Here is a 20,404-nt window from a genome sequence, read left to right as displayed (position 1 = left end):
CACGATCTCGACGGCCTGGTCGAAGAGCTCGTCGAGCTCCTCGGCGCCGGCGTCGGCCTTCTCGACGTCGTCGTTGATGCGGATCAGCTCGGGGTCGAACTCGGGCGAGCCCTGCGTGCGCACCCACTCGGTCACGGCCTGAACCTCCTTCTCGGAGATGTACGGCCCGTGGATGCGCTCGAGCTTCGAGCTGCCGGGCGGCACGTGCAGGAGGTCGCCCTGGCCGAGCAGCCGTTCCGCGCCGTTGGCGTCGAGCACGGTGCGTGAGTCGGTGCGGGAGCTGACCTGGAACGAGATACGCGAGGGGAAGTTCGCCTTGATGATGCCTGTCAGCACGTCGACGCTCGGCCGCTGCGTCGCCAGCACCAGGTGGATGCCCGCCGCGCGCGCCATCTGCGCGAGGCGCATGAGTGACTCCTCGACGTCGCGCGCGGCCACGATCATCAGGTCGGCGAGCTCGTCGATCACGACCACGATGTAAGGCAGCTTCTTGGGCACGATCTCGTCGTCGGGCTTGGGCCGCGCGGCGGCGAGGTCCTTGGCGATCGTCTTGTTGTACTGCTCGATGTTGCGCACGCCCTTCTGGGCCATCAGGCGGTAGCGCTCTTCCATCTTGCCCACGACGCCGAGCAGCGCCGCGGCCGCGCGCTTGGGGTTGGTCACGACCTCGGCGATCAGGTGCGGGATGCCCTGGTAGAGCGAGAACTCGAGCATCTTCGGGTCGACGAGCAGGAGCTTCACGTCGTCGGGCGTCGCGCGCATGAGCACGCTGCACAAAAGCGCGTTCAGGAACACCGACTTGCCGGTGCCGGTCGCGCCCGCGACCAGGAGGTGCGGCATGGCGGCGAGGTCGGTGGTGACTGGATTGCCGAAGATGTCCTTGCCCAGGGCGATCGGCAGGCGCGCCTCGGTCTCCTGGAAGCAGGCGTGCGCGACCACGTCGCGCAGCACCACGACGTCGCGCTCGACGTTCGGGACCTCGATGCCCACCACGTTCTTGCCCGGGATGGGCGCCACGATGCGCACGGAGATCGCGCGCAGCGCGAGCGCGAGGTCGTCGGACAGGTTCACGATGCGCGAGACCTTCACGCCGGGCGCGGGCTCGAACTCGTACATGGTGATGACCGGTCCGGGGTGCACCTTCACCACGCGCCCGAGCACCGAGAAGTCGGCGAGCTTCTTCTCGAGGATCTGCGAGTTCCGGATCAGCGCGTCGCGGTCGAGGTTGGGGCTCGACTCGGGGCCGCGCGCCAGAAGGTCGATGTCCGGCAGGCGGTACGGACCTTCGCCGCGCGCGTTCGCGAAGGGCAGTGACTCCTGGCGCAGCGGTGTCTGCGCCACCACACGGTGCTCGACCACCTCGGGCTCGCTGGTCTTGGGCCGGCGCGGCGGAGTGACTCGTGGGGGGCGCGGGCGCTCCTCGCCCGGCGCGGCCGGCTCCGGCGCCTCGGCGGCCCGCTCCGCCAGCGCCTCGGCTTCGGCTCGGGCCTCGGCGCGCGCCTCCGCGCGCTCGGCGAGCGAGCGGTGCAGGCGCGCCCAGCTCACGCGCGCGAGCTGGCCGAGCTCGCGCAGCAGGCCGCGCAGCCCGCGGCGCAGCGCCGCGAGCCCGTCGCGCAGCGACATGCCCGTGCCGGCGATCACCCCCAGCGCCAGCGCGATCACGAGCAGGAACGACGTGCCCGCGAGATAGAACGCGCGCGCCAGCGGCGCGACCACGACCAGGCCCAGCGCGCCGCCCGCGTGCGCACTCACGGCGTCGGGAAACACCCGGTGCAGGAGCTCGCCCGCGCCCGAGATCGACATCAGGCACAGCGCCCATCCGCCCATCGGGATCCAGCGCGGCCGGATCGGCAGGCCGCGCAGGTAGCGCCACGCGATCACGGCGGCCGCGACCGGCACCACGTGCGCCGCGAAGCCGAGCGTGCCGGCGAGGATGCCGGCGACGAACGCGCCCGCGGGCCCGCACCAGTTCTCGACGTGCGCGCCGCGCGCGAGCCACGGATCCACGGGCTGGTACGAGAAGAGGGCCGCCTCGGTGAAGAGCGCGACCGCAGCTAGGCTGACGGCCACGGCCTCGGCTTCGAGCCGTCCCGGCTGGCGCGGCTCGGCGCCCTTCGCTCGCGGGCTGCGACGTCCCCCCATCGCTGGGTCAACGATCGGAAACACCGACGAGAAAGGCAAGCGCGTGCTACGGTGTGAAGAGCTCGCCCCGGGGAAAATCGGTGAGAGGAGCGAACGAACATGGCCAGTGTGAACAAGGTGATCATCGTCGGAAACGTGGGTCGGGACCCGGAGCTGCGGTACACGCAGAGCGGACAGCCCGTCGCGAGTTTCTCGATCGCGACCAACGAGCGGTTCAAGGACCGCGACGGCAACTGGAAGGACCGCACCGAGTGGCACCGCATCGTGGCCTGGGCGCGGCTCGCGGAGATCTGCGGTGAGTATCTCCGCAAGGGCAGCCAGGTCTACGTGGAAGGCCGCATCCAGACGCGCGACTGGGAAGACAAGGAAGGGAACAAGCGGCAGACCACCGAGATCGTCGCGCTGAGCATGCAGATGCTCGGCCGGCGCGGCGAAGGCGGCGGCCCGATGGGCGGCTCCGACGACAGCCAGGCGCGCGGCGGCGGCGACGACCCGCTCTCGCAAGCCGGTGGCGGCGGCGGCGGCGGCGCGGACGACGAGATCCCGTTCTAGCCTGACTGGGCGTTCGCTTGCCTGCGGCTCGCTGCGCGCGCGTGACCGCGCTTGCGGCCTCGCTCAGGGCGGCCTTCGCTCGGCCTCGGGGAGTCTGGTGCGCCGTCAGTCCTTGTGGCGCAGGCGGCGCACCAGGTCGTTGATCGTCTGGCGCAGCTCCGGGGTCATTTCCTGGAACTCGATGCCCATGCCAGACGGGGAGCCCGACTTGCCGTCGGAGATCCATGCCACGCGGCCGCCCAGCTTGATCGGGCGTTCCAGGTCGGGCAGGCGCACCTGTAGCTGCACGGTCGAGTCGATCACCGCGGGGTTGTCGGTCTCGATGAACATCCCGCCCTCGTTGATGTTCGTCGTGAACTCGCTGAAGAACGCGTCGACGGCGGAGTAGTCGACCGGGATCTTGATGTTCTCCCGGTCGGAGTGGCGTCGGTCTGCGCGTCCCTTGGGTTTGCCGGCCATCGGATTGCCCTACGCGAATCGATCGGTGCCCCTGCCTACGCGCTTGAATGGCTCAACGATCCGGAGCGCGCGAAGCTGGTGAAGTCCTGGCCGCCGATGACCAGATGGTCAACCACGCGGATGCCCAGAATCTCGCCCGCGCGCACGAGTCGCTGGGTGACTTCGTGGTCCTCGCGGCTGGGCTGGGGGTCGCCGCTGGGGTGGTTGTGCACGACCAGGATCGCCGCCGCCGACTCGCGCAGCGCCGGCGCGAACACCTCGCGCGGGTGGACCAGGCTCTGGTTCAGGCTCCCGCGACTCACTTCGACCTCGCCGATCAGGCGGTGGCGGCTGTCGAGCAGGAGGGCCACGAACACCTCCTGGCGGTAGCGGCGCATGCGGGCGCCGAAGTGCGCGACCACCTGCTCGGGCGAGTGGAGCTTCTCGCCCGGCGCGAGCGGCGTGCGCAGCAGCCGGGCGCCGATCTCGAACGCCGCGCGCAGCGAGGCGATCTTGGCCGGACCCATGCCGTGCACGCGCCGCAGCTCCGCGGTGCCCGCGCGGGCCAGCGCGTCGAGCGAGCCGAAGCGTTCGACCAGGTTCTCGGCCAGCCGCAGCGCGCCCGCGCCGCGCGCGCCGGTGCGCAGCACGAGCGCCAGAAGCTCCGCGAGCGCGAGTGACTCGGGCCCGCCGCGCGCCAGCCGCTCGCGCGGCCGCTCCGCCTCGACCATGTGTGCCGCTCCCCGGGTGAGGCGCGCGCGAGGGAGTGGTCGGCGCGGGCCTACCGGTGGCAGTCGCCGCGCGTGGCCTCGGCGGCGGCGTAGGTCGGCTCAAAGGCGGCCGAGGTCTGCGTGGGCGCGACCAGCGTGCGCAGCGCGTCGGCGGGCGCGGGCTCGGTGCGGGCGAGCGCGCCGAGCAGCGCCAGATAGCTCTTCACGCGCGGCGCCGACTGCAGCGCGAGCGCGAGCTCGAGCGGGTTGCCCGTGCGCAGTGTCTCGCCCGCGTCGGTCTTCACCGTGCCCTCGTGGTAACGCCCCAGCCGCAGCATGGCTTCCTTGCGGTACAGATCGGTCAGCTCGCCCGAGGGTCGGAATGCGTCCGCCAGCTCGGTGTCGCCGACCTTTTCGCGCAGCACCGCGCCGAAGCGGTCGTCGCAGCGCTCGTCCGGCGTCCAGGCCAGTGAGTCGAGGCGCGCGCGCACCTGGGCGTCGGTCGGCGCGGCGGTACCGGGCGGCACGATGTCGAACACGTGCACGTACTGCTGCTGGATCGCGTCGTAGCTCTGGCGCGAGCGCACCTCGAGGTCGGGCGCGTCGGTCTCCACACGCACGATCGCGTCCTCGCCGAGCTGGATGGCGTCGACCTGGGTCAGATGACCCGCGCCTTTCTGCGACTTGGCGTCGAGCTTCACGGCGGTCTTGGTGAGCGCGATCTGGAAGCCGCGCAGCGACGTGTTCTTGCTCATGCGCACGTCGGGCTGCTCGGTGGTCTTCAGCACCAGGCTCGTGCGCCCGCCGAACTCGGTGTGGCTCAGCGCCACGAGGGAGTTGGGCAGCACCTGGAGCTGGATCACGACTTTGTCGGGCACCTTCTGCGCGTCGAAGCTCATGTCCTGGGCCAGGTAGCCGTCGGCGATGGCCGAGAACTTCACGGCGTCCTTGTAGGTCATGTCGGCGCGCGACGGGAGCTTCACCAGCGCCGGTGAGTGCGACTCCTCGAAGCGCTTCTGGAAGTTCGAGCGGATGTAGTAGAGCTTCAGGCTCGCGTTCGAGGGAACGGTCTCGACCTGGATCTCGCGCTCCTGGTACCAGTAGTTCCAGCCGCCCAGCACGCTGGTCACGCCGATGCCCAGGTTCTTGGGCGACCAGGCTGCGCGCTCGGTGGGAATCAGGTCCACGCGATTCACGCCGTCGGGGCTCTCCGCGCGCACGGCGGCGCTGCCCGCCATGAGCGGTACGCCGAGCAGAACACAGGCGAGCAGCGAGGGGCCGGTTCTCATGGGCCGTTGCGAGCGGCGCGAGCTTATCCCCACGGACGAAGCGAAGACAAGACGCCTTCAGCCGCCCGGACGCGTGTACGTTCCGCTCTTTCCGCCCGACTTTCGGACCAGGCGGACCTCGCCGATCACCATGGCGCGATCGACCGACTTACACATGTCGTAGATCGTGAGCGCGGCGGCGGAGACCGCGACCAGCGCCTCCATCTCGACCCCGGTCTTCGCGGTCGTGCGCGCGCGCGCCTCGATCTCGATGCGCGGCGGGTCGGACTCGGTGCGAAAGTCGACCTCGAGCGCGTCGAGCGGGAGCGCGTGACACAGCGGGATCCACTCCGACGTGCGCTTCGCGGCCTGGATCGCGGCGATGCGCGCCACACCGAGCACGTCGCCTTTGGCGGCCGATCCCGACGTGACCATGCCCAGCGCCTCGCGCGAGAGCGCGACCTGGCCGCGCGCGATCGCTTCGCGGGCGGTCTCGGTCTTCGCGCCCACGTCGACCATGCGCGCGCGGCCGCGTTCGTCGAAGTGCGTCGAGCGCGCTGATCGCGCGGCGCGCCTCGACCCGCGCTTCATCCCTGGATCCGCGCGCTCGCGACTTCGGGGACGAGGTAGGGGCGGAAGTCCCGGCGCAGCTTCTTCACACGACGCAGGTAGCGGTCGTTGCCGATCTGGTTGCCCCAACAGTAGGCGCTGATGCCTTCGTCCTCGCCAAGCCGGCGGATGTTGTCGGCCAGGAGCCGGCAGCCCGCCTCGATGTTCGCTTCCACGTGGGCAACGCCGCCGGGCAGCGCCAGCTCCTCGTACATGTACGGCATGACCTGCATCAGGCCGATCGCGCCCGCCGAGCTGCGCGCGCCGGGGCGCCCGCTCGACTCCTGGGCGAGCACGGCCAGCACCAGGTCGGGCGCGAGCGACTGCTCGCGCTGACAGCGCACCACGCTGGCCGCGATCCGCTCCGAGAGCGGCTGGTCGACCTGGGGGAGCTTGGCGCGGATGGCGGCCGCCACGCGCACCTGCTCCGAGGGGCCCGCGCCGCCGCCGGCGAGCGACTTCTCGGCAAGGGCCTGGGCGGAGCTCAGGATTCCGGTCCCAGCCAGCAATAGAACGCCGGCGGCAATGGCCCGCCAGCGCGCTCCTTGTGGATCGCTCATGGGGTCTCCCACCCTGGATTCCCGGGGGCAAGCCTATCCGGACCACCCGGGGTGTCAACGCGCTCGGACCGCGGGCCCGAAGCTCGCTCCAAACTTCTCCACGAGGCCGCAGCCGGAGCGCGGGAGGCGCGCGCAGCGCACGTGTACATCCGCGTCACGATTGAGCTTTCTCGCCATCCGGAGGCTCGGACCGGCAGCGGGTCGCAGGGCCACCCTACCCATGCTTAGGGGCTACTCACCCACGGCCGATGCGTCTCGCGAAGGGAGCCCAGCCCCTTGGGGCACGTCGTCCAGATCAAGCTCGAGGTGCTCCCTGACGCCTCCGCCGAGGCCGACGAGTCGCCGCTGCGCTTCCAGTCCGCGGACGGCTCCTTCTTCCTCACGGATGAGGAGCTGGCGGACGCGCGCGCCCGTGGCTGCCGCTACGAGGTCGTGCGGCGGATCCAGGAGTCGGAGCTGCCGGTGCGGTTCTCGCTGCCGCACGACGGCGCGGTCACCGACTGGCCGCCCGAGGACGCGCGTCTGGCCGTGCTGGCGCGCCTGCTCGCCGAAGAGCGCGCCAACGGCTCGGTCGAGATCCGCTTCCTGGGCCGCAACCGCGTGGTGCCGCCCGACGGCTTCGCGCTCGACCGCGCCGGCGGCGAGCGCCGCTACGTGTGGCAGATCGTGCCCGCCGAGGTGCACGCGGCGCGGCCGGCGGTGCAGGAGCGCTTCCGCGCGCTGCGCGCCGTGTGCCAGGACCCCGAGGCGCGCGTGGTGCTGTCCCTGGGCTCGGGGGGCCTCAAGCTCTTCGCCCACGCCACGGCGCTGCGGCTGTTCGAGTCACTCGGCATCGCCGAACACTTCGCCGAGGTGTGGGGCTCGAGCGCGGGCGCGATGGCGGGGCTCCTGTATGCCCAGGGTCTCTCGCCGCACGCGATCGAACAGATGGGCTACGACCTGTACACGGGCCGCGTCGACCTGGCGCTGCGGCCCTCGAAGCTGCAATTCCTCCGGCACCTGGTGCGCGACGTGCTGCCCGCGCTGGGCGCCGCCGGCGCCGGTTTCGTCGACGTGGCCGACGGTCTCTCGCGCATGCTCGAGAGATACTGCGGCGACGTGCAGCCGCGCATCCCGTTCTACTGCATCGCGTTCAACCTGCGCGACTGTCAGTCCGACGTGCTGACTCCCGGCCTGGTGCCCGAGCACCTGCGCGAGCTGATCGTGCAGGCCGACGCGCGCGCCGCCGCGCTGGCCTCGTCGAGCGTGCCGCTCCTGTTCGTGCCGCGCGTGATCCGGCGCATCAGTCACGATACGCACTACATCGACGGCTCCACCACCGAGGACGTGCCGCTGCACTCGGTGGTCCAGAAGTGGGACCTCGACCGCAGGGCAGGCCTGGAGCACCGCGAGCGGCTGGTGATCGTGTACGTGAAGCTCACCGGGGGCCTCGAGACCTACCGCACTCACCCGGGCCGGATCGGCAAGCTGCGACTCATGCAGACCGTGGCCGCCGCGGGCATCGAGACCATGCACCGGCGCGACCTCGAGCTCCTGCGCATGCGCCGCGACGTGCGCCTGCTCGGACTCGAGCTCTCCGACGCCAACCCCGACTTCTTCGACACGCGCCGCATCGCCGAGTTCATCCGCAGCGCGAAGGAGTGTTTCCCCGAGCAGCTGGTCCGGCTCGAGGAGAAGCTCCGCGCGGAAGAGGGCGCCCGCTAGGTTCGGTATCCTCCCCGCCTCATGTATCCGACCCTCTTCGAGGTCCACGGCTTCCAGGTCTCCACGTTCGGCATCATGGTCGCGCTCGCGTTTCTGGCGGGCGGCTGGCTGGCGGCGCGCTCGTTCGAGCTCCAGGGCCGGCCGGGCAACGCCGCCTGGGACCTTTTGGTGTGGTGCGTGGTCGGCGGGCTGCTCGGCGCCAAGCTCTGGTACGTGGGCGAGATGTTCGCGCGCGACCCGGATGCGACGATCTGGAACACCTTGTTCGTGCGCGGCGGACTCACCTGGTACGGGGGTCTCCTGGGCGGTGCCGCGTTCGGTCTCTTCGGCGCCCGGCGCAACGGGATCTCGCTGCTCGACACCCTGAACGCGGCGGCGCCTGCGCTGGCGGCGAGTCACGCGATCGGGCGCATCGGCTGCTTCCTGGTCGGCGACGACTACGGGGTGCCCTCGAACGTGCCCTGGGCGATCGCGTTTCCGCAAGGCACGCCCAAGACCGACGTCCCCGTCCACCCCACCATGCTCTACGAGACCTTCTGGCTGATCCCCGTGTTCGCGATCCTGTGGCAGCGTCGCCAGAAGTCGCCGTTCCTGTTCGGCGAGTATCTCGTGCTGTCGGGGCTCGGCCGGCTGTGGATCGAAGTGTTCCGCCGCAACCCCGACTTCGTGGGCGTGCTGTCGAACGCGCAGGTGGTCGCGCTGGTGTGCATCGTCGCTGGCGCGGCTTCGTGGCTGTGGATGCGCGCGAACCGGCCGGCGGTCAGCTCCGGGGCCGGGAAGTGAGCTCCTTCGCGAGCGCGAGCGCCCGCGCCGCGAGCTTCTGGTCCGACAGCTCGACCGTGGTGGCGAGCGACGTGAGCACGCGCCCCGCGCTCTGGCGCCACAGCGCCGGCGACGACGTGGCCTCGTCGCGCCAGCGCGCGAGTGAGTCGACCGCCGCCAGATTGTCGCCCGCGTAGTAGCTCGCCATGCCGCGCGCGTAGGTCAGTGCGCCGTCCGCCGCAGCCCGCGCCTCCGGCAGCTCGAGCACGCCGGCCGCCTCGGCGTAGTGGCCGTTCTCGATCAGGCTCTCGACCGCCAGCCGGTAGCCGCGCTCGGACGTGCCGTAGATGTCGGCCAGGAGCCGGGACAGCGGCATGGCGAAGACCTGCTCGGAGCGGGCCGGGGTCTCGACCAGGCTGCGCGCTACCGCGCCCGAGGCGGCCAGCTGGCGCAGCACGATCAGGAGCTGGTCGCGTGTCTCGCGGAACAGCTCCTCGGCCTCGGCCTCGGATTCGAGCATGCGCCGGCTGCCCGCCTCGAACACCCGCCAGAAGGCGTCGGCCAGCGGCCCCGACGCCGAGCCCTCGGCCATCATGCGCTGGAGCCGCGGGCCGTAGCTGTCGGTCAGATAGAAGCCCTCGCGGAACTTCATGGTCTCGTGGAACAGCGCCCCCACGGCCAGGTCGAACAGCTCCTCGGCCTGGACCTCGGTGCGGGGGCGCACGTCGTCCAGCCGGAACAGCGCGTGACACTCCTCCTTGAGCCGGTAGAGCGCGCTGTCCTCCGCGTCGCCGACCAGCCGGGCCACGGTGCCGAAGGCGAGTCTCCCCGCGCGCAGCTCCCGCCCGACCTCCTGCGAGAGCACGTAGCCCTCCATGAAGTCGCGCACGATCTGAGCGAGTCGCCGCTCGCGAAGCTCCATGCGTGCGACCTCCCGCGGCGGGTGATGGATCCTTATAGTGCTCGGGAATCGATGGGGCCCAGATGGACCGGACCGCGCTCGCGAAATCTAACAGATCGACCGGCGGGCCGGCGGGTCCGGAAGCCGTGAACTCGCCGCGCGCCGGCACGAGACTCGCGGTCGGGATCCTGTTCGCGACGATCCTGATCGACTTTCTCGGCTACTCGATCCTGATTCCCGTCCTGCCGCACTTCGTGAGCTCGCTCGGCGTGGGCGCGTCGGGCATCGGTCTGATCACGGCGCTGTACGCGGTGGGGCTGGTGCTGTTCCTGCCGTTGTGGGGCTGGGTCTCGGACCGCATCGGCCGGCGGCCGGTCCTGCTCGTGTCACTGCTGGGCACCGCGGCCTCGTTCGTGCTGTTGGCGTCCGCCGGGTCACTCACCATGGTGTTGATCGCGCGCTTCATGGGCGGCTTCTTCGGCGCGAGCATCGGCACGGCGCAGGCCGCGATGACCGACCTGACCGACGAAGGCTCGCGCGCGCAGGGCATGGGCGTGATCGGCGCGGCGTCGGGCGTCGGGCTGGTCGTCGGTACGGCGCTCGGCGGCGTGCTGGGCGGCATCGACCCGACCTTGCCGTTCCACGCCACGGCCGCGATCGCGGGCCTGAACTTCCTGCTGGCGGCGTGGGCGCTGCCCGAGTCGAAGGCGCCCGTGGCGAGTGACTCGGGCTGGCAGGGCTTCGGCCGTGCGCTCGTGCCGGCGCCCGTGTGGGTGTTCGCGAACGTGCACGGCGGCGCGCAGCGGCTGTATCTGTTCCTGTTCCTGCAGCTCTTCTTCGGCTTCTCGGTGATCGAGTCGATGTTTCCGTTGTTCGCGACCGCGCGCTTCGGCTGGGGCGAGATGCAGGTGGGTCTGTTCATGGCCTCGATCGCGCTGATTCTCGGCGCGATGCAGGGCCTCGCGGTGGGCGCGCTGTCACGCCGCTTCGGTGAGTCGGCCATGACTGCCTTCGGCCTCGGGCTGACGGGCTTCGCGTTCATCGGCCTCGCGCTGTCTCACTCGTTCCCGGTGCTGTGCGCGTCGGCCGTGTGCGTGGCGCTGGGCTCGGGCATCGCGTTCCCGGCATTCACGAGCCTGTTCACGAAGTCCACCGGCGCGCACGAGCAGGGCGCCGCGCTGTCGCGCAGCCAGGCGATGATCCACACCGGCCGCGCGCTCGGCGCGTACTCCTGGGGCGTGGTGTTCGAGAGCTCGGGCGCCAGCCAGCCCTTCGTATTCGCCGGTCTGGTGCTGCTGGCGGCGCTCCTCTTGTTCCTCGCCACGGCCCGGGTACTGCTGCCCCAGCCCTGATTCCGGTATGCTCGCGGCGCCATGAGCGAAACGGTGGAACGCGAGCGTCTGGACGTGGACATCCTGTTCGTCGGGGCGGGAGCCGCGACGTTGGCCGCAGTGATTCGGCTGGCCGATCTGTGCAAGGCGCAGAACGTCGACATGCCGGCGGTGCTGGTGATCGAGAAGGCGCCCGAGCTCGGCGCGCACCAGCTCTCGGGCGCGATGATGGACCCGAAGGGCCTGTCCGAACTGATCCCCGACTTCGAGCAGCAGGGCTTCCCGTTCCACTACCGCTGCACGGTCGACGAGACCTGGCTCATGTCGAAGAAGCGCGTGCTCAAGAGCCCGGTGACTCCGCCGCCCTTCATGAACCACGGCAACTACGCGATCTCGCTGTCCGACGTGGTGAAGTGGCTCGGCAGCAAGGCCGAGGAGCGCGGGATCGAGATCTACCCCGGCTTCCCCGCCGCGCAGCCGATCTTCGACGGCAAGCGCGTGGTGGGCGTGCAGGTCCAGGACCGCGGCGTCGACAAGGACGGCCAGCACAAGGGCGTGTTCGAGGCCGGGCCGCAGATCTTCGCCAAGTGTGTGGTGTTCGGCGAAGGCACGCGCGGCTCGTGCACCAAGGTCGTGATCGACACACTCGGGCTCGAAGGCCCGAACCCGCAGGCCTACGAGACGGGCATCAAGGAGATCTGGCGCATCAAGCCGGAGAACCACGTCCCCGGCCGCGTGGTGCACACCATGGGCTGGCCGCAGGACCCCGCCACCTTCGGCGGCGGCTGGATCTACGACCTGAAGGACAACTGTGTCTCGATCGGGTTCGTGACCGGGCTCGACTACGACAACCCGTACACCGACCCGCACGACCTGATGCAGCGCTGGAAGACGCACCCGCGCATGCGCCAGCTGCTCGAAGGCGGTGAGTGCATCCGCTACGGCGCGAAGACCATGCCCGTGGGCGGCTGGTTCTCGTTCCCCAAGCTCTACGGCGATGGCTTCATGCTGGTGGGTGACTCGGCAGGCACTTGCAACGGCGAGAGACTCAAGGGCGTGCACCTCGCGATCAAGAGCGGCATGCTCGCCGCCGAGACCCTGCTCGAGGCGGTGCGCAAAGACGACTTCTCCGACGCCACGCTGGCCAGCTACAAGACGCGCTGGGACGCGAGCTGGCTCGCGAAGGAGCACAAGAAGGCGCGCAACTTCCACGCCTCGTTCAAGTTCGCCCAGAAGATGCCGCAGTGGCTCGGCTGGCTGCGCCAGCTGCCGTGGCTCGTGAACGGCCAGGCGCTGGCCATGATCACCGGCGGCCGCGGCCTGGTCGGCATGGTGCACGCGCACCCGGACCACGAGCACATGAAGAAGCTCGCGCAGCTCACGCCCAAGGAGCGCGAGAAGAAGAACAAGGTCGAGTACGACAACAAGTACACCTTCGACAAAGTGACTGCGGTCGCGCTCGCCGGCTCGCGGCACGAGGTCGACCAGCCGCACCACCTGCACGTGGCCGACACCGAGGTGTGCGCCAACCAGTGCACCGTCGAATACGGCAACCCGTGCGAGAGCTTCTGCCCCGCCGCGGTGTACGAGATGATCCCCGACGATGCTCACCCGGGGAAGAAACGGCTCGTGATCCACCACGAGAACTGCGTGCACTGCAAGACCTGCGACGTCGCCGATCCGTACGCGATCATCACCTGGACCACCCCCGAGGGCGGCGACGGCCCCGACTACACCAACATGTGAGTCGGCCATGAACGTGGCGATCGTCGGCGCCGGGCCTGCGGGCTCGTTCTGTGCCTGGCGGCTCGCGCGCGCGGGCGCGCGCGTCACCCTGTACGACCCGTCGCACCCGCGTGAGAAGCCGTGCGGCGGCGGAGTCACTCCGGGCGCGTTCGAGCGCTGGCCCGAGCTGGAAGAGCTGCGCTCGGCCGCGCGCGCCGCGCACGCGGTGCGCATGACCGCGCCGCGCGGCGCCGAGCTCTCGGTGGCGCTGGCGCGCCCGATCGAGATCTTCTCGCGCCGCGTGCTCGACTCGCTCTTGCTCGAGCGCGCGCGCAAGGCGGGCGCCGACCTGCGCGCCGCGCGCGTGCGGCGCGTCGCCGCCGACCTGGACGGCGTCAGCCTGGATCTGGGCGACGAGACCGCGCGCCACGACTTCGTGGTGGGCGCGGACGGCGCGTCCAGTGTGGTGCGGCGCGCGCTGGTTGGCGCGAAGCCGGGCGGAGTCGAGAGCTATGCGACCGCGGGCTTCCACGTGTTCGGCCTGCCCGAGCGCGAGCTCGTGATCGAATTCACGCGCGAGTTCGCGGGCTACCTGTGGGTGTTCCCGCGCCCCGACCACGCGTCGGTGGGCATCGCGGCGCCGCTCGGCTGCGCGAACGGCACGGAGCTGCGCGCCCGGGTCTCGGAGCTCCTGGCGCGCCGCTACCCCGGCAGCGAGTCACTTCCGCGCGAGCCGTACGCGGCGAGCATTCCGGTGGGCGGCGGCCCGGTCGCCGGGCCGCGCTTCGCGCTCGTCGGCGACGCCGCGGCCGCGAACGACGCGATCACCGGCGAGGGCATCCAGCACGCGCTCGACTCGGGCGGGCTCCTCGCGGAGTCACTCCTGGAGGCCGGCGTGGCGGGCGCGCCCGCGCTCTACGCCGAACGTTGGCGCGCCGGCCCGGGCGGCGAGCTCGCCGCCTGCGCGCGGCTCTCGCGCCGCCTGTACCGCCCGCGCACCGTCGACTTCTCGGTCGCGCTGGCGCGCCGCAGCCGCCGCGCACAGCGCCTCATGGCCGACATGCTGATCGCGGCGCAGTGCTATCGCGGGCTGGGCCGGCGCATCCTGGGCGATCTGCTCGCGCGCTCCTAGAGCGCGCCAGTCACTTCGGCCGCAGCTCCTCGAAGCGCGAGCGCGCGAGCTCGAGGTCCTCGGGCTCGAAAAACTCCATGCTGCCGTCGCGCGTGATGATCCGAAGATAGGCCGACTCGAACTCGCCACCGTTCGCGATCGTACCGAGCATCCGGGCCATGGCGAGCTCGCCGTGCGGCTGTGTCTCGAGCGTGTAGAGGGTCTCCACCGTTGACTCGCGCGAGCCCTCGAACAAGGCGGCGAGCGAGCGAATGAACGCGTCGGGGCCCTCGATCCGCCCCAGGCCGGTGCGCCGGTGGTCCGAGAGGACGAAGTCACTGGGCAGCGACGCGCGCAGACGTTCGAGGTCACGGGCGTTCATCGCTCGAATGCCCTCCAACGCCGCCGACGAGAGCGAGCTCGCTCCCTCACCGCGGGCATAGCGCTCGAACATCTCGGCGCTCGCCTGGCTGCGGTCGGCCGGATCGAACGCGAGCACGCGGGCGATGCGCCCGTCGGCGTCGAGCTCGAGCAGCGAGAGACTCTCGAGCTCCCACGCCTCGACGTCCGGAGTCCTCCCCGACCGGCGCAGGAGCGTGAGCGAGTGGCGGTCCCCTGCCGTCGCCAGGAGCGTGCGCTTCATGCGCCCCTGATTGGACGCGTAGATGCGGGCGCTGGCGACGAATGTCTCGACGTCGCCATGCAGCAGCGCGCCGCGGCGGCGGTCGTCGTACTCCATCCCCGGCGCTAAAAGGGCGCGAAGTCCGTCCCAGTCGCGGGCTTCGATCGCCTGCTGCAGCCGGTCACCGATGCGCGACGCCGCGTTTGGCGGGATATGCAGCGGATCGCGCGACTCACTGCCCTCGAGAGCCGCGAAGCGCCGTTCGAGCTCGGCGTGGGCTGCGTCGAGTGAGTCGGAGTCGTAGAAGACCTGGGCGACGATCAGGCCCGCTTCGTCCACCTCGGCGATCGTCAGGAAGTCTCCCTCGCTCGGCCCTGCGGCTCCATCTTCGCGCATGGCCCAGCGGAAACGGAACATCGCCAGACGAGCCCCGCGGGTGGCAACGAGCTCGAAGGTCGTCTGCTGGCGCATGAGGAACGCGCGCAGGAACTCGAGATATTGCGTCCGATCGAGCTCGAGCAGCACCATCCGGCGTCGATCGCTGTTCCGGTAGTCGGGTCGAAAGAACGCCGAGAATCGTTCCCAGTCACCGGCCTCCACTGCTTCCGTGCCGCGCGCCATGGCCCGCGTCGCCGCGTTCTCGATGACCGGAGTGACCGGCTCGGCGGTCAGCTCGTCGTAGCGCGCGTACGCGAGGTCCAGCTGCTCGAGATCGAAGATCTCCCACGAGTGAAGGCGGCGGCCGTCGTGAGTGCACACCGCGCACTGCAGGACCTCGAACGTCCCTCCGTCGCGCGTGCCATGCCAGGTGGTCACGGCGACGGCCGTGGTCGGCGAGATCCGCGGCAGGTGATCCAGGCGGATCGCCCCGTGAACCTCGAGGCCCTCCAGCGCGTGACTGAACGCGATGAACTGCGCACGGGTCGTGCGCTCTCCGGTGCCGCCGAAGCGCTGCCGGTTCCAGGCGCTGAAGTCGGCCGGCAGCAGGCGTTCCAGGGCGGTCTTATCGCGAGACACGGCCGCGTGCACGAGCGCCTTCTGGTGAGTGATGAGCTCCGCCCAGGCCGCACCCTCGCCGGCGACGTAGCGGCGGTCGAGCTCGGCGTAGGCGGCGTCGACGGCGTCGAGATCGAACACCACGAGCGCGCTGCGCCGGCCGTCGGAATCGACCTCGACGAGGTCGAGCATCTCCACCGACATGGGTCCGCTGCCCTCGACCTCGGTCCGGAAACGCGTCCGCAAGAGCGCGAGCCGCTCACCGCGGGTGGCCAGCAACGTACCCTGCCACTCGCTCGCGGGCTCTTCGAAGAGCATGCGCTCGTTGGCGAGAAAGTCCGCGCCGGAGATCGCCACGCGCATCAGGCGCCGGCGGTCGTCCATGTGGTGAGTGGGGACGAACGTCGCGAGCACGCCGTTCCAGTCGCGCTCGCGCCAGGCGCGCTCGAACTCTGCCACGGCGCGCGAAGCCGCGTTCGCGAACCGGTCCGACGTCGAAGCGACCGTCCCACGGCTGTAGCGCCGGTCGAGCTCGGCATACGCACTCTCGGTTTGATCGGCTTCGAATACGACCAGCGAGAGGTACTGACCGCGCGCGTCCACCTCGACCAGCGAGAGATGCTCGAACTCCACGGGTCCGCCGTCGCGCACCTCGCCAGTGAGCCGCGAGTGGAACAGCGCGAGTCTTTCGCCGCGGGTCGCCATCGGCGCGAGCCGCCAGCGGCTCGCCGGCATGTCGAACATGCGGCGCAGGTTGACGCGGAAGTCCTGGCCCGCGAGCGGCAGCCCGACCAGGGCGCGCCGGTCCTCGAGGCGGAACCCGGGGGCGGACATCCCGACCACCGCGGGCCAGTCGCGCTCGGCCCAGGAGCGCTCCATCTGCTCGACCGCGCGCGTGGCGGCATTCGCGTTGGGCGGCACGCGCCGCCTGCGCGTATGTGACTCGGCAATGAGCTCGTCGAAACGCGCGAGCGCTTCGCGCTGGCGCTCGGGCTCGAACCATTCGACGCGCGTCGCGAGGCCCTCCGCGCCGAAGACGCCGATGGCCAAGAGCGGTCTCTCGTACGCGCCACCGCTCGCGCGGTCGACTCCCGACGTCGTGGAGCGCACGAGGAAGGCGTCCGACTGCAGCGCCAGAACGTCGTCGACGCGGAACACGATGTCGCGCGCGAGCTCCAGCTGCGCGCGCGCCACAGGTCTCACGAGCTCCACCCCGCGCAGCGAACCGAGCCCGACGGGACGGTGATCCACGAACTCGACCTCGGGCGCGACGTAGTGTTCGAAGTCGTCGAACGACTTCAGCCAGTGAGACACCGACGCGGCGGTCGCGGCGGCGCGGGCGCGCGCCTTCGCCTCCGGTAGCGACTCGGCATGGCGCTCGTAGAGCCGCGCAACGGCGTCGCCCAGGCGGTCGGTGGCGAAGAACTCGGAGTGACGACAGCGGCCCGCGGCATCGACCTCCTTCAGGAGGAACCACTCGTTGGCCGTACCCCCGACATCGAGGCTGCCGTCCCAGGACACCGCTTCGATCGACAGCGACGCGCGGAAGAGTCCGAGTGAGTCGCCGAGCGTCGCGACGGGCTCGTTCGCGAAAGCGAAGCTCGGGCTCTGCAACAGCCGCTGGTAGTCGGAAAAGTTCCGGCTCTCCTCGAAGCGCGTCCCGGTCGGATGGTGGACGACCTGCGCGCCCTCGGCGAATTGGTCCTGGAACGCGGCGAAGTCGCGCGCGCTTGCCGCCGCATCCAGGCGTGCGGCGTTCGCGGTCGCGGCGTTGGGCCGCACGCGGCGCCGCAGCGGCTCGGCGGGGGCAGTCAGCTCGTCGATCCGCGCGAACGCCTCGGACTCGCCGTCGGGCGCGAACCACTCGATGTGTGTCGCCAGGCCGTCGCTTCCGAAGACCCAGAGCGCCAGGAAGTGCCGCTCGAACGCGCCGCCGCTGATGCGATCGGTGCCCGAGGTCGTGCAGCGCGCGAGCAGGAGGTCGGGCTCCAGGGCGAGCACGTCGTCGTCAGTCAACGAGACCTCGAGGGCCAGCTCGTGCAGAGCTCCGAGCCCGCGCAGGATCGCCTTCTTACCGCGCGAGGATTCCATGCCGATCGGGCCGTGGTCGGCGAACTCGACGCCGGGCGCGATGCCGGTCGCGAAGCGCTCGAGGTCGAGCTCGAGCATCGTGGCGATTGAGCGCGCGGTCGCCGTGGCTCGGGTGCGCGCCGGACCATCCGGGAGTGACTCCGCATGAAGCTCGTACAGGCGAGTCAGCGCGTCCCCGAGCCGATCGGGGGCGAAGGCCTCGGAGAGCCGCCGGCGGCCGGCGCCGTCGACCTCGATCAACATGACCAGCTCGGTGTCGACGGCGCCGAAGGGACCCAGCCCGTCGGCGCTCCGAAGCGAGCGAAACGATACGGACGCGCGGAACAGCGCGAGTGACTCACCGAGGGTCGCCAGCGGCTCGTGCTGCATGGCGACGCCCTCTGCGTTCAGCAGCTGCCGATAGCTTCCCATAGATTCCGACTCGCTGAACGCCGTGCGTGTCGGATGGTGAACGTTCCGAGCGCCATCGGCGAACAGACTCTGGAAGGCATCGAAGTCCCGCGCGGCGACCGCGGCCTCGGTCCGCGCTGCGTTCGCGGTCGCCGCGTTCGGCCGCACGCGCCGGCGTAGCGTCGCGGGTGACTCGACGGCGAGCGCGTCGAAGCGCGCGAGGGCGGCGCTCGCGTCTCCGGGATCGAAGTGCTCGAGGTGCGCGAGCAGACCGTCGGCGCCGAAGCACCAGAGCTCGACGAGATCGCGCTCGAACGGGCCGCCGCTCGCAGCGTCGACGCCGCGGACCGTCCGGTGCGCGACGAGCCCGTCGCTGCGCAGTGCGAGCAGCGCGGCGACGGGCGTCCGGAGCTCTTGGGCCACGTCGTGAAGCACGAGACTCCCGCGCCGCACCGCATCGGCACCGCGCGACTTCCCGAAGCCGAGCTGGCGGTGATCCGCGAACTCCACGTCGGGCGCGAGCACCGCCCGGAACGCGGCGTGGTCTCCTGCGACACCGAGCACCGCGGCGACGGAGCGCGCCGTCGCTGTTGCACGGCTGCGCTCCGGTCCATCCGAGAGCGACTCGGCGTAGAGTGCGTAGAGACGCGCGATGGCATCGTTCAGCCGATCGACGGCAAAGAGCTCGGCCCGGCGCTGTCTCCCGCGGTCATTCACTTCCATGATGGCGACCAGATCGCCGTCGATCGCACCGAACGGGGCGACGTCGTCGCCGCCGAGCGCGGAGATCGAGTTGTGAGTGTGACACAGCACGAGTGAGTCGCCGAGCGTCGCCAGAGGCTCGGTGCGGAACGAGTGATTCTCGGCCCGCAACAGCGCCGTGAGCATGCTTAGCCCGCCTTCGGGGCCCAGCTCCGTCCCCGTCGGGTGGTGCACGATCGAGAGGCTGTCTGCGAGCAGTCGCGACAGGCCCTCTGCATCCCGGGCCTGGACGATGGCGTCCAAGCGAGTCACGAGCTCGGTCGCGGCATTCGGCCGCACTCGCGGACGAACATGCACCGTGGACAACGCAGGCGCATCGCTCGCAGGAGCGGCCGCGGCCGGGCCGGCGCCGCGGCGGGCGGCCTCGGCGAGGGTGGTCGCGCCCTTGGCCTCCCAGAGCTCGATCGCGCGCCGCTGCTCGGCGTCGGCCTCGGCGCTCCGGCCCGCGGCGCGCAGCGCTGTCGCGAGCGAGCTGCGCGCGTCGGCGTGGTGCAAGAGCGCGTCGGTCGCGGCGGCGATCTCGACCGCCGCACGCGCGAAGTCGACCGCGAGTGCGTGCTCGCCGCGCCGCACCAGCGCCTGCGCGCGCGCGCCGCGCCACGAGATCGCCGCCTGCAGGTCGTCGCCGGCGAGTGACTCACTCTCCTCGCTCAGCGCCTCGCCTTCGGCCACGCGGCCCTGCGCCAGGAGCGCCCGCGCGAGCAGCGCGGCGGCGCGCGCGGCATCGATGCCGAGGCCGTGCTCGCGCAGGCCGTCGTAAGCCGCGCGCAAGCTGCGCTCGGCGGCAACCGGGTCGCCCTCGAGCAGGTCGATGAGACCGGAGAAGACGTCGGCCTCGAGCAGCTGGGGAGTCAGTCCGAGCTCCTCCACCATGCGGCGTGAAGAGGCGAGCATGCGCCGCGCCGCCTCGGTGCGCCCGCGCAGCGCCTCCAGCACCGCCTGACAGCGGAGCGCGACCGCCTCGACCGCGGGCGCGCCCTGGGTGATGCGCAGCACGCGCACCACGTCGAGGCAGCGGCCGCTCGCCCGAGTGACCGGGCTCGGTCCCCAGAGGGCCGCGAGCGGCGCGCCGGCCAGCACCGCGTTCGAGCGCCGGCGGTCGCGCACGCGCCGCGCGGCAGCCAGCGCGAGGTCGAGCGCAGCCTCGCAGGCGCCGACCTTGCCCAGGCGCTGCAGCGCGAGCGCGTGCACCGAGTGCGCCTTCGCCTCGCCCGCGGTGTCTCCGGCTGCCGCGAGCGCTTGGGCCGCTGCGGCGACCGAGCTCACCGTGGTGTGAAGTGACTGGGGATCCGTGAGCGCGGCGAGCTGGCCGGCGAAGCAGGTGTGCCAGGCCTGGAGGCGCGCCGAGCCTGCGCCAAAGCCCGCCAGGTCGGCGATGGCGGCCGCTGCCGGGGTGACCTCGCCAGCGGCGAGCAGTGACTCGCAGCGGTCGAGAATCAGCTCGGCGCGGGCCGGGTCGGACGGATCGAGCCGCTCGAGCGCGCGCCCGAGCAGGTTAGCGGCGACGGGCAGGTCGTCGCGGGCCAGCGCGCGCCGGCCCGCGGCCGCGAGATACTTCGCCGCGCGGCTGCCGAGCTCCTGCCCGCGCACGTCGATCGGGCCGAGCTCGCGCAGGTGCTGGTGCGCCTGCTCGAGGTGCCAGCCGATGGTCTCGTCGTGCTCGACGCTCTCGCCGATCCGGCTCGCGATCCAGTCGGCGAAGCGGCCGTGCAGGTCCGCGCGCGTGCCGC

14 protein-coding genes are annotated in these 20,404 nt (G+C 71.2%); 6 read left to right on the top strand and 8 right to left on the bottom strand.

Annotation, left to right across the window (positions count from 1 at the left end; all coding sequences use genetic code 11):
• Window positions 1–2,142, bottom strand: a 2,142-nt coding sequence (locus VMR86_17070) for a DNA translocase FtsK 4TM domain-containing protein (GenBank protein HTO08762.1), incomplete at its 3' end; no start/stop codon positions are given.
• 99 nt (window positions 2,143–2,241) lie between these two features.
• Here VMR86_17070 and VMR86_17065 point away from each other — a divergent pair.
• Window positions 2,242–2,694, top strand: coding sequence for a single-stranded DNA-binding protein (locus VMR86_17065; GenBank protein HTO08761.1), 453 nt, complete (start codon window positions 2,242–2,244; stop codon window positions 2,692–2,694).
• Between the two features lie 105 nt (window positions 2,695–2,799).
• Here the strand turns inward: VMR86_17065 and VMR86_17060 are convergent, their stop codons facing one another.
• From VMR86_17060 to VMR86_17040, 5 genes are read right to left on the bottom strand one after another with little or no spacing between them, the layout of a single operon-like run.
• Entirely contained in the window at window positions 2,800–3,153 is a 354-nt protein-coding gene (locus VMR86_17060) for a TIGR02266 family protein (protein HTO08760.1), read from the bottom strand.
• A 35-nt stretch (window positions 3,154–3,188) separates the two neighbouring features.
• The gene (gene radC / locus VMR86_17055) at window positions 3,189–3,863 is read right to left on the bottom strand and encodes a DNA repair protein RadC (protein ID HTO08759.1); all 675 of its coding nucleotides are present in this window, start codon (window positions 3,861–3,863) and stop codon (window positions 3,189–3,191) included.
• A 50-nt stretch (window positions 3,864–3,913) separates the two neighbouring features.
• Complete coding sequence (locus VMR86_17050; protein ID HTO08758.1) at window positions 3,914–5,131, bottom strand: hypothetical protein; 1,218 nt, start codon at window positions 5,129–5,131, stop codon at window positions 3,914–3,916.
• 57 nt (window positions 5,132–5,188) lie between these two features.
• Complete coding sequence (moaC, locus tag VMR86_17045; protein HTO08757.1) at window positions 5,189–5,701, bottom strand: cyclic pyranopterin monophosphate synthase MoaC; 513 nt, start codon at window positions 5,699–5,701, stop codon at window positions 5,189–5,191.
• Entirely contained in the window at window positions 5,698–6,279 is a 582-nt protein-coding gene (locus VMR86_17040; GenBank protein ID HTO08756.1) for a lytic transglycosylase domain-containing protein, read from the bottom strand. The genes moaC and VMR86_17040 overlap by 4 nt, the downstream gene beginning before the upstream one ends.
• A 276-nt stretch (window positions 6,280–6,555) precedes the next feature.
• Between VMR86_17040 and VMR86_17035 the strand changes: the two genes are divergently transcribed.
• Together VMR86_17035 and VMR86_17030 are read left to right on the top strand one after the other, a co-directional pair.
• On the top strand, window positions 6,556–7,983 hold the full coding sequence (locus tag VMR86_17035; protein ID HTO08755.1) for a patatin-like phospholipase family protein: 1,428 nt from the start codon (window positions 6,556–6,558) through the stop codon (window positions 7,981–7,983).
• A 21-nt stretch (window positions 7,984–8,004) separates the two neighbouring features.
• The gene (locus VMR86_17030; protein HTO08754.1) at window positions 8,005–8,766 is read left to right on the top strand and encodes a prolipoprotein diacylglyceryl transferase family protein; all 762 of its coding nucleotides are present in this window, start codon (window positions 8,005–8,007) and stop codon (window positions 8,764–8,766) included.
• Here VMR86_17030 and VMR86_17025 read toward each other — a convergent pair.
• A complete protein-coding gene (locus VMR86_17025) occupies window positions 8,744–9,667 on the bottom strand; it encodes a hypothetical protein (GenBank protein ID HTO08753.1) in 924 nt (307 codons plus the stop codon). The genes VMR86_17030 and VMR86_17025 overlap by 23 nt on opposite strands.
• A 125-nt stretch (window positions 9,668–9,792) precedes the next feature.
• Here VMR86_17025 and VMR86_17020 point away from each other — a divergent pair, with 125 nt between their 5' ends.
• The 3 genes from VMR86_17020 to VMR86_17010 are packed head-to-tail and all read left to right on the top strand — an operon-like array spanning window position 9,793 to window position 13,834.
• Window positions 9,793–10,998, top strand: coding sequence for an MFS transporter (locus VMR86_17020; GenBank protein ID HTO08752.1), 1,206 nt, complete (start codon window positions 9,793–9,795; stop codon window positions 10,996–10,998).
• A gap of 21 nt (window positions 10,999–11,019) precedes the next feature.
• The gene (locus VMR86_17015; GenBank protein HTO08751.1) at window positions 11,020–12,723 is read left to right on the top strand and encodes an electron transfer flavoprotein-ubiquinone oxidoreductase; all 1,704 of its coding nucleotides are present in this window, start codon (window positions 11,020–11,022) and stop codon (window positions 12,721–12,723) included.
• Window positions 12,724–12,730: 7 nt separating this feature from the next.
• Window positions 12,731–13,834, top strand: coding sequence for an NAD(P)/FAD-dependent oxidoreductase (locus tag VMR86_17010; GenBank protein ID HTO08750.1), 1,104 nt, complete (start codon window positions 12,731–12,733; stop codon window positions 13,832–13,834).
• A 10-nt stretch (window positions 13,835–13,844) separates the two neighbouring features.
• Here VMR86_17010 and VMR86_17005 read toward each other — a convergent pair.
• On the bottom strand, window positions 13,845–20,404 hold a 6,560-nt coding region (locus VMR86_17005; GenBank protein ID HTO08749.1), incomplete at its 5' end, for a hypothetical protein.

The sequence above is a fragment of the Myxococcota bacterium genome, assembly GCA_035498015.1.
Lineage (GTDB): Bacteria > Myxococcota_A > UBA9160 > SZUA-336 > SZUA-336 > VGRW01.
The sequence above is the reverse complement of the archived record's forward strand: the minus strand, read 5'-3'. Positions and strand labels throughout refer to the sequence as shown.

Coding starts and splice junctions, on each gene's coding strand:
- VMR86_17065 (HTO08761.1), top strand. CDS start 2,242: ATGGCCAGTGTGAACAAGGTGATCATCGTCGGAAACGTGGGTCGGGAC.
- VMR86_17060 (HTO08760.1), bottom strand. CDS start 3,153: ATGGCCGGCAAACCCAAGGGACGCGCAGACCGACGCCACTCCGACCGG.
- radC (HTO08759.1), bottom strand. CDS start 3,863: ATGGTCGAGGCGGAGCGGCCGCGCGAGCGGCTGGCGCGCGGCGGGCCC.
- VMR86_17050 (HTO08758.1), bottom strand. CDS start 5,131: ATGAGAACCGGCCCCTCGCTGCTCGCCTGTGTTCTGCTCGGCGTACCG.
- moaC (HTO08757.1), bottom strand. CDS start 5,701: ATGAAGCGCGGGTCGAGGCGCGCCGCGCGATCAGCGCGCTCGACGCAC.
- VMR86_17040 (HTO08756.1), bottom strand. CDS start 6,279: ATGAGCGATCCACAAGGAGCGCGCTGGCGGGCCATTGCCGCCGGCGTT.
- VMR86_17030 (HTO08754.1), top strand. CDS start 8,005: ATGTATCCGACCCTCTTCGAGGTCCACGGCTTCCAGGTCTCCACGTTC.
- VMR86_17025 (HTO08753.1), bottom strand. CDS start 9,667: ATGGAGCTTCGCGAGCGGCGACTCGCTCAGATCGTGCGCGACTTCATG.
- VMR86_17015 (HTO08751.1), top strand. CDS start 11,020: ATGAGCGAAACGGTGGAACGCGAGCGTCTGGACGTGGACATCCTGTTC.
- VMR86_17010 (HTO08750.1), top strand. CDS start 12,731: ATGAACGTGGCGATCGTCGGCGCCGGGCCTGCGGGCTCGTTCTGTGCC.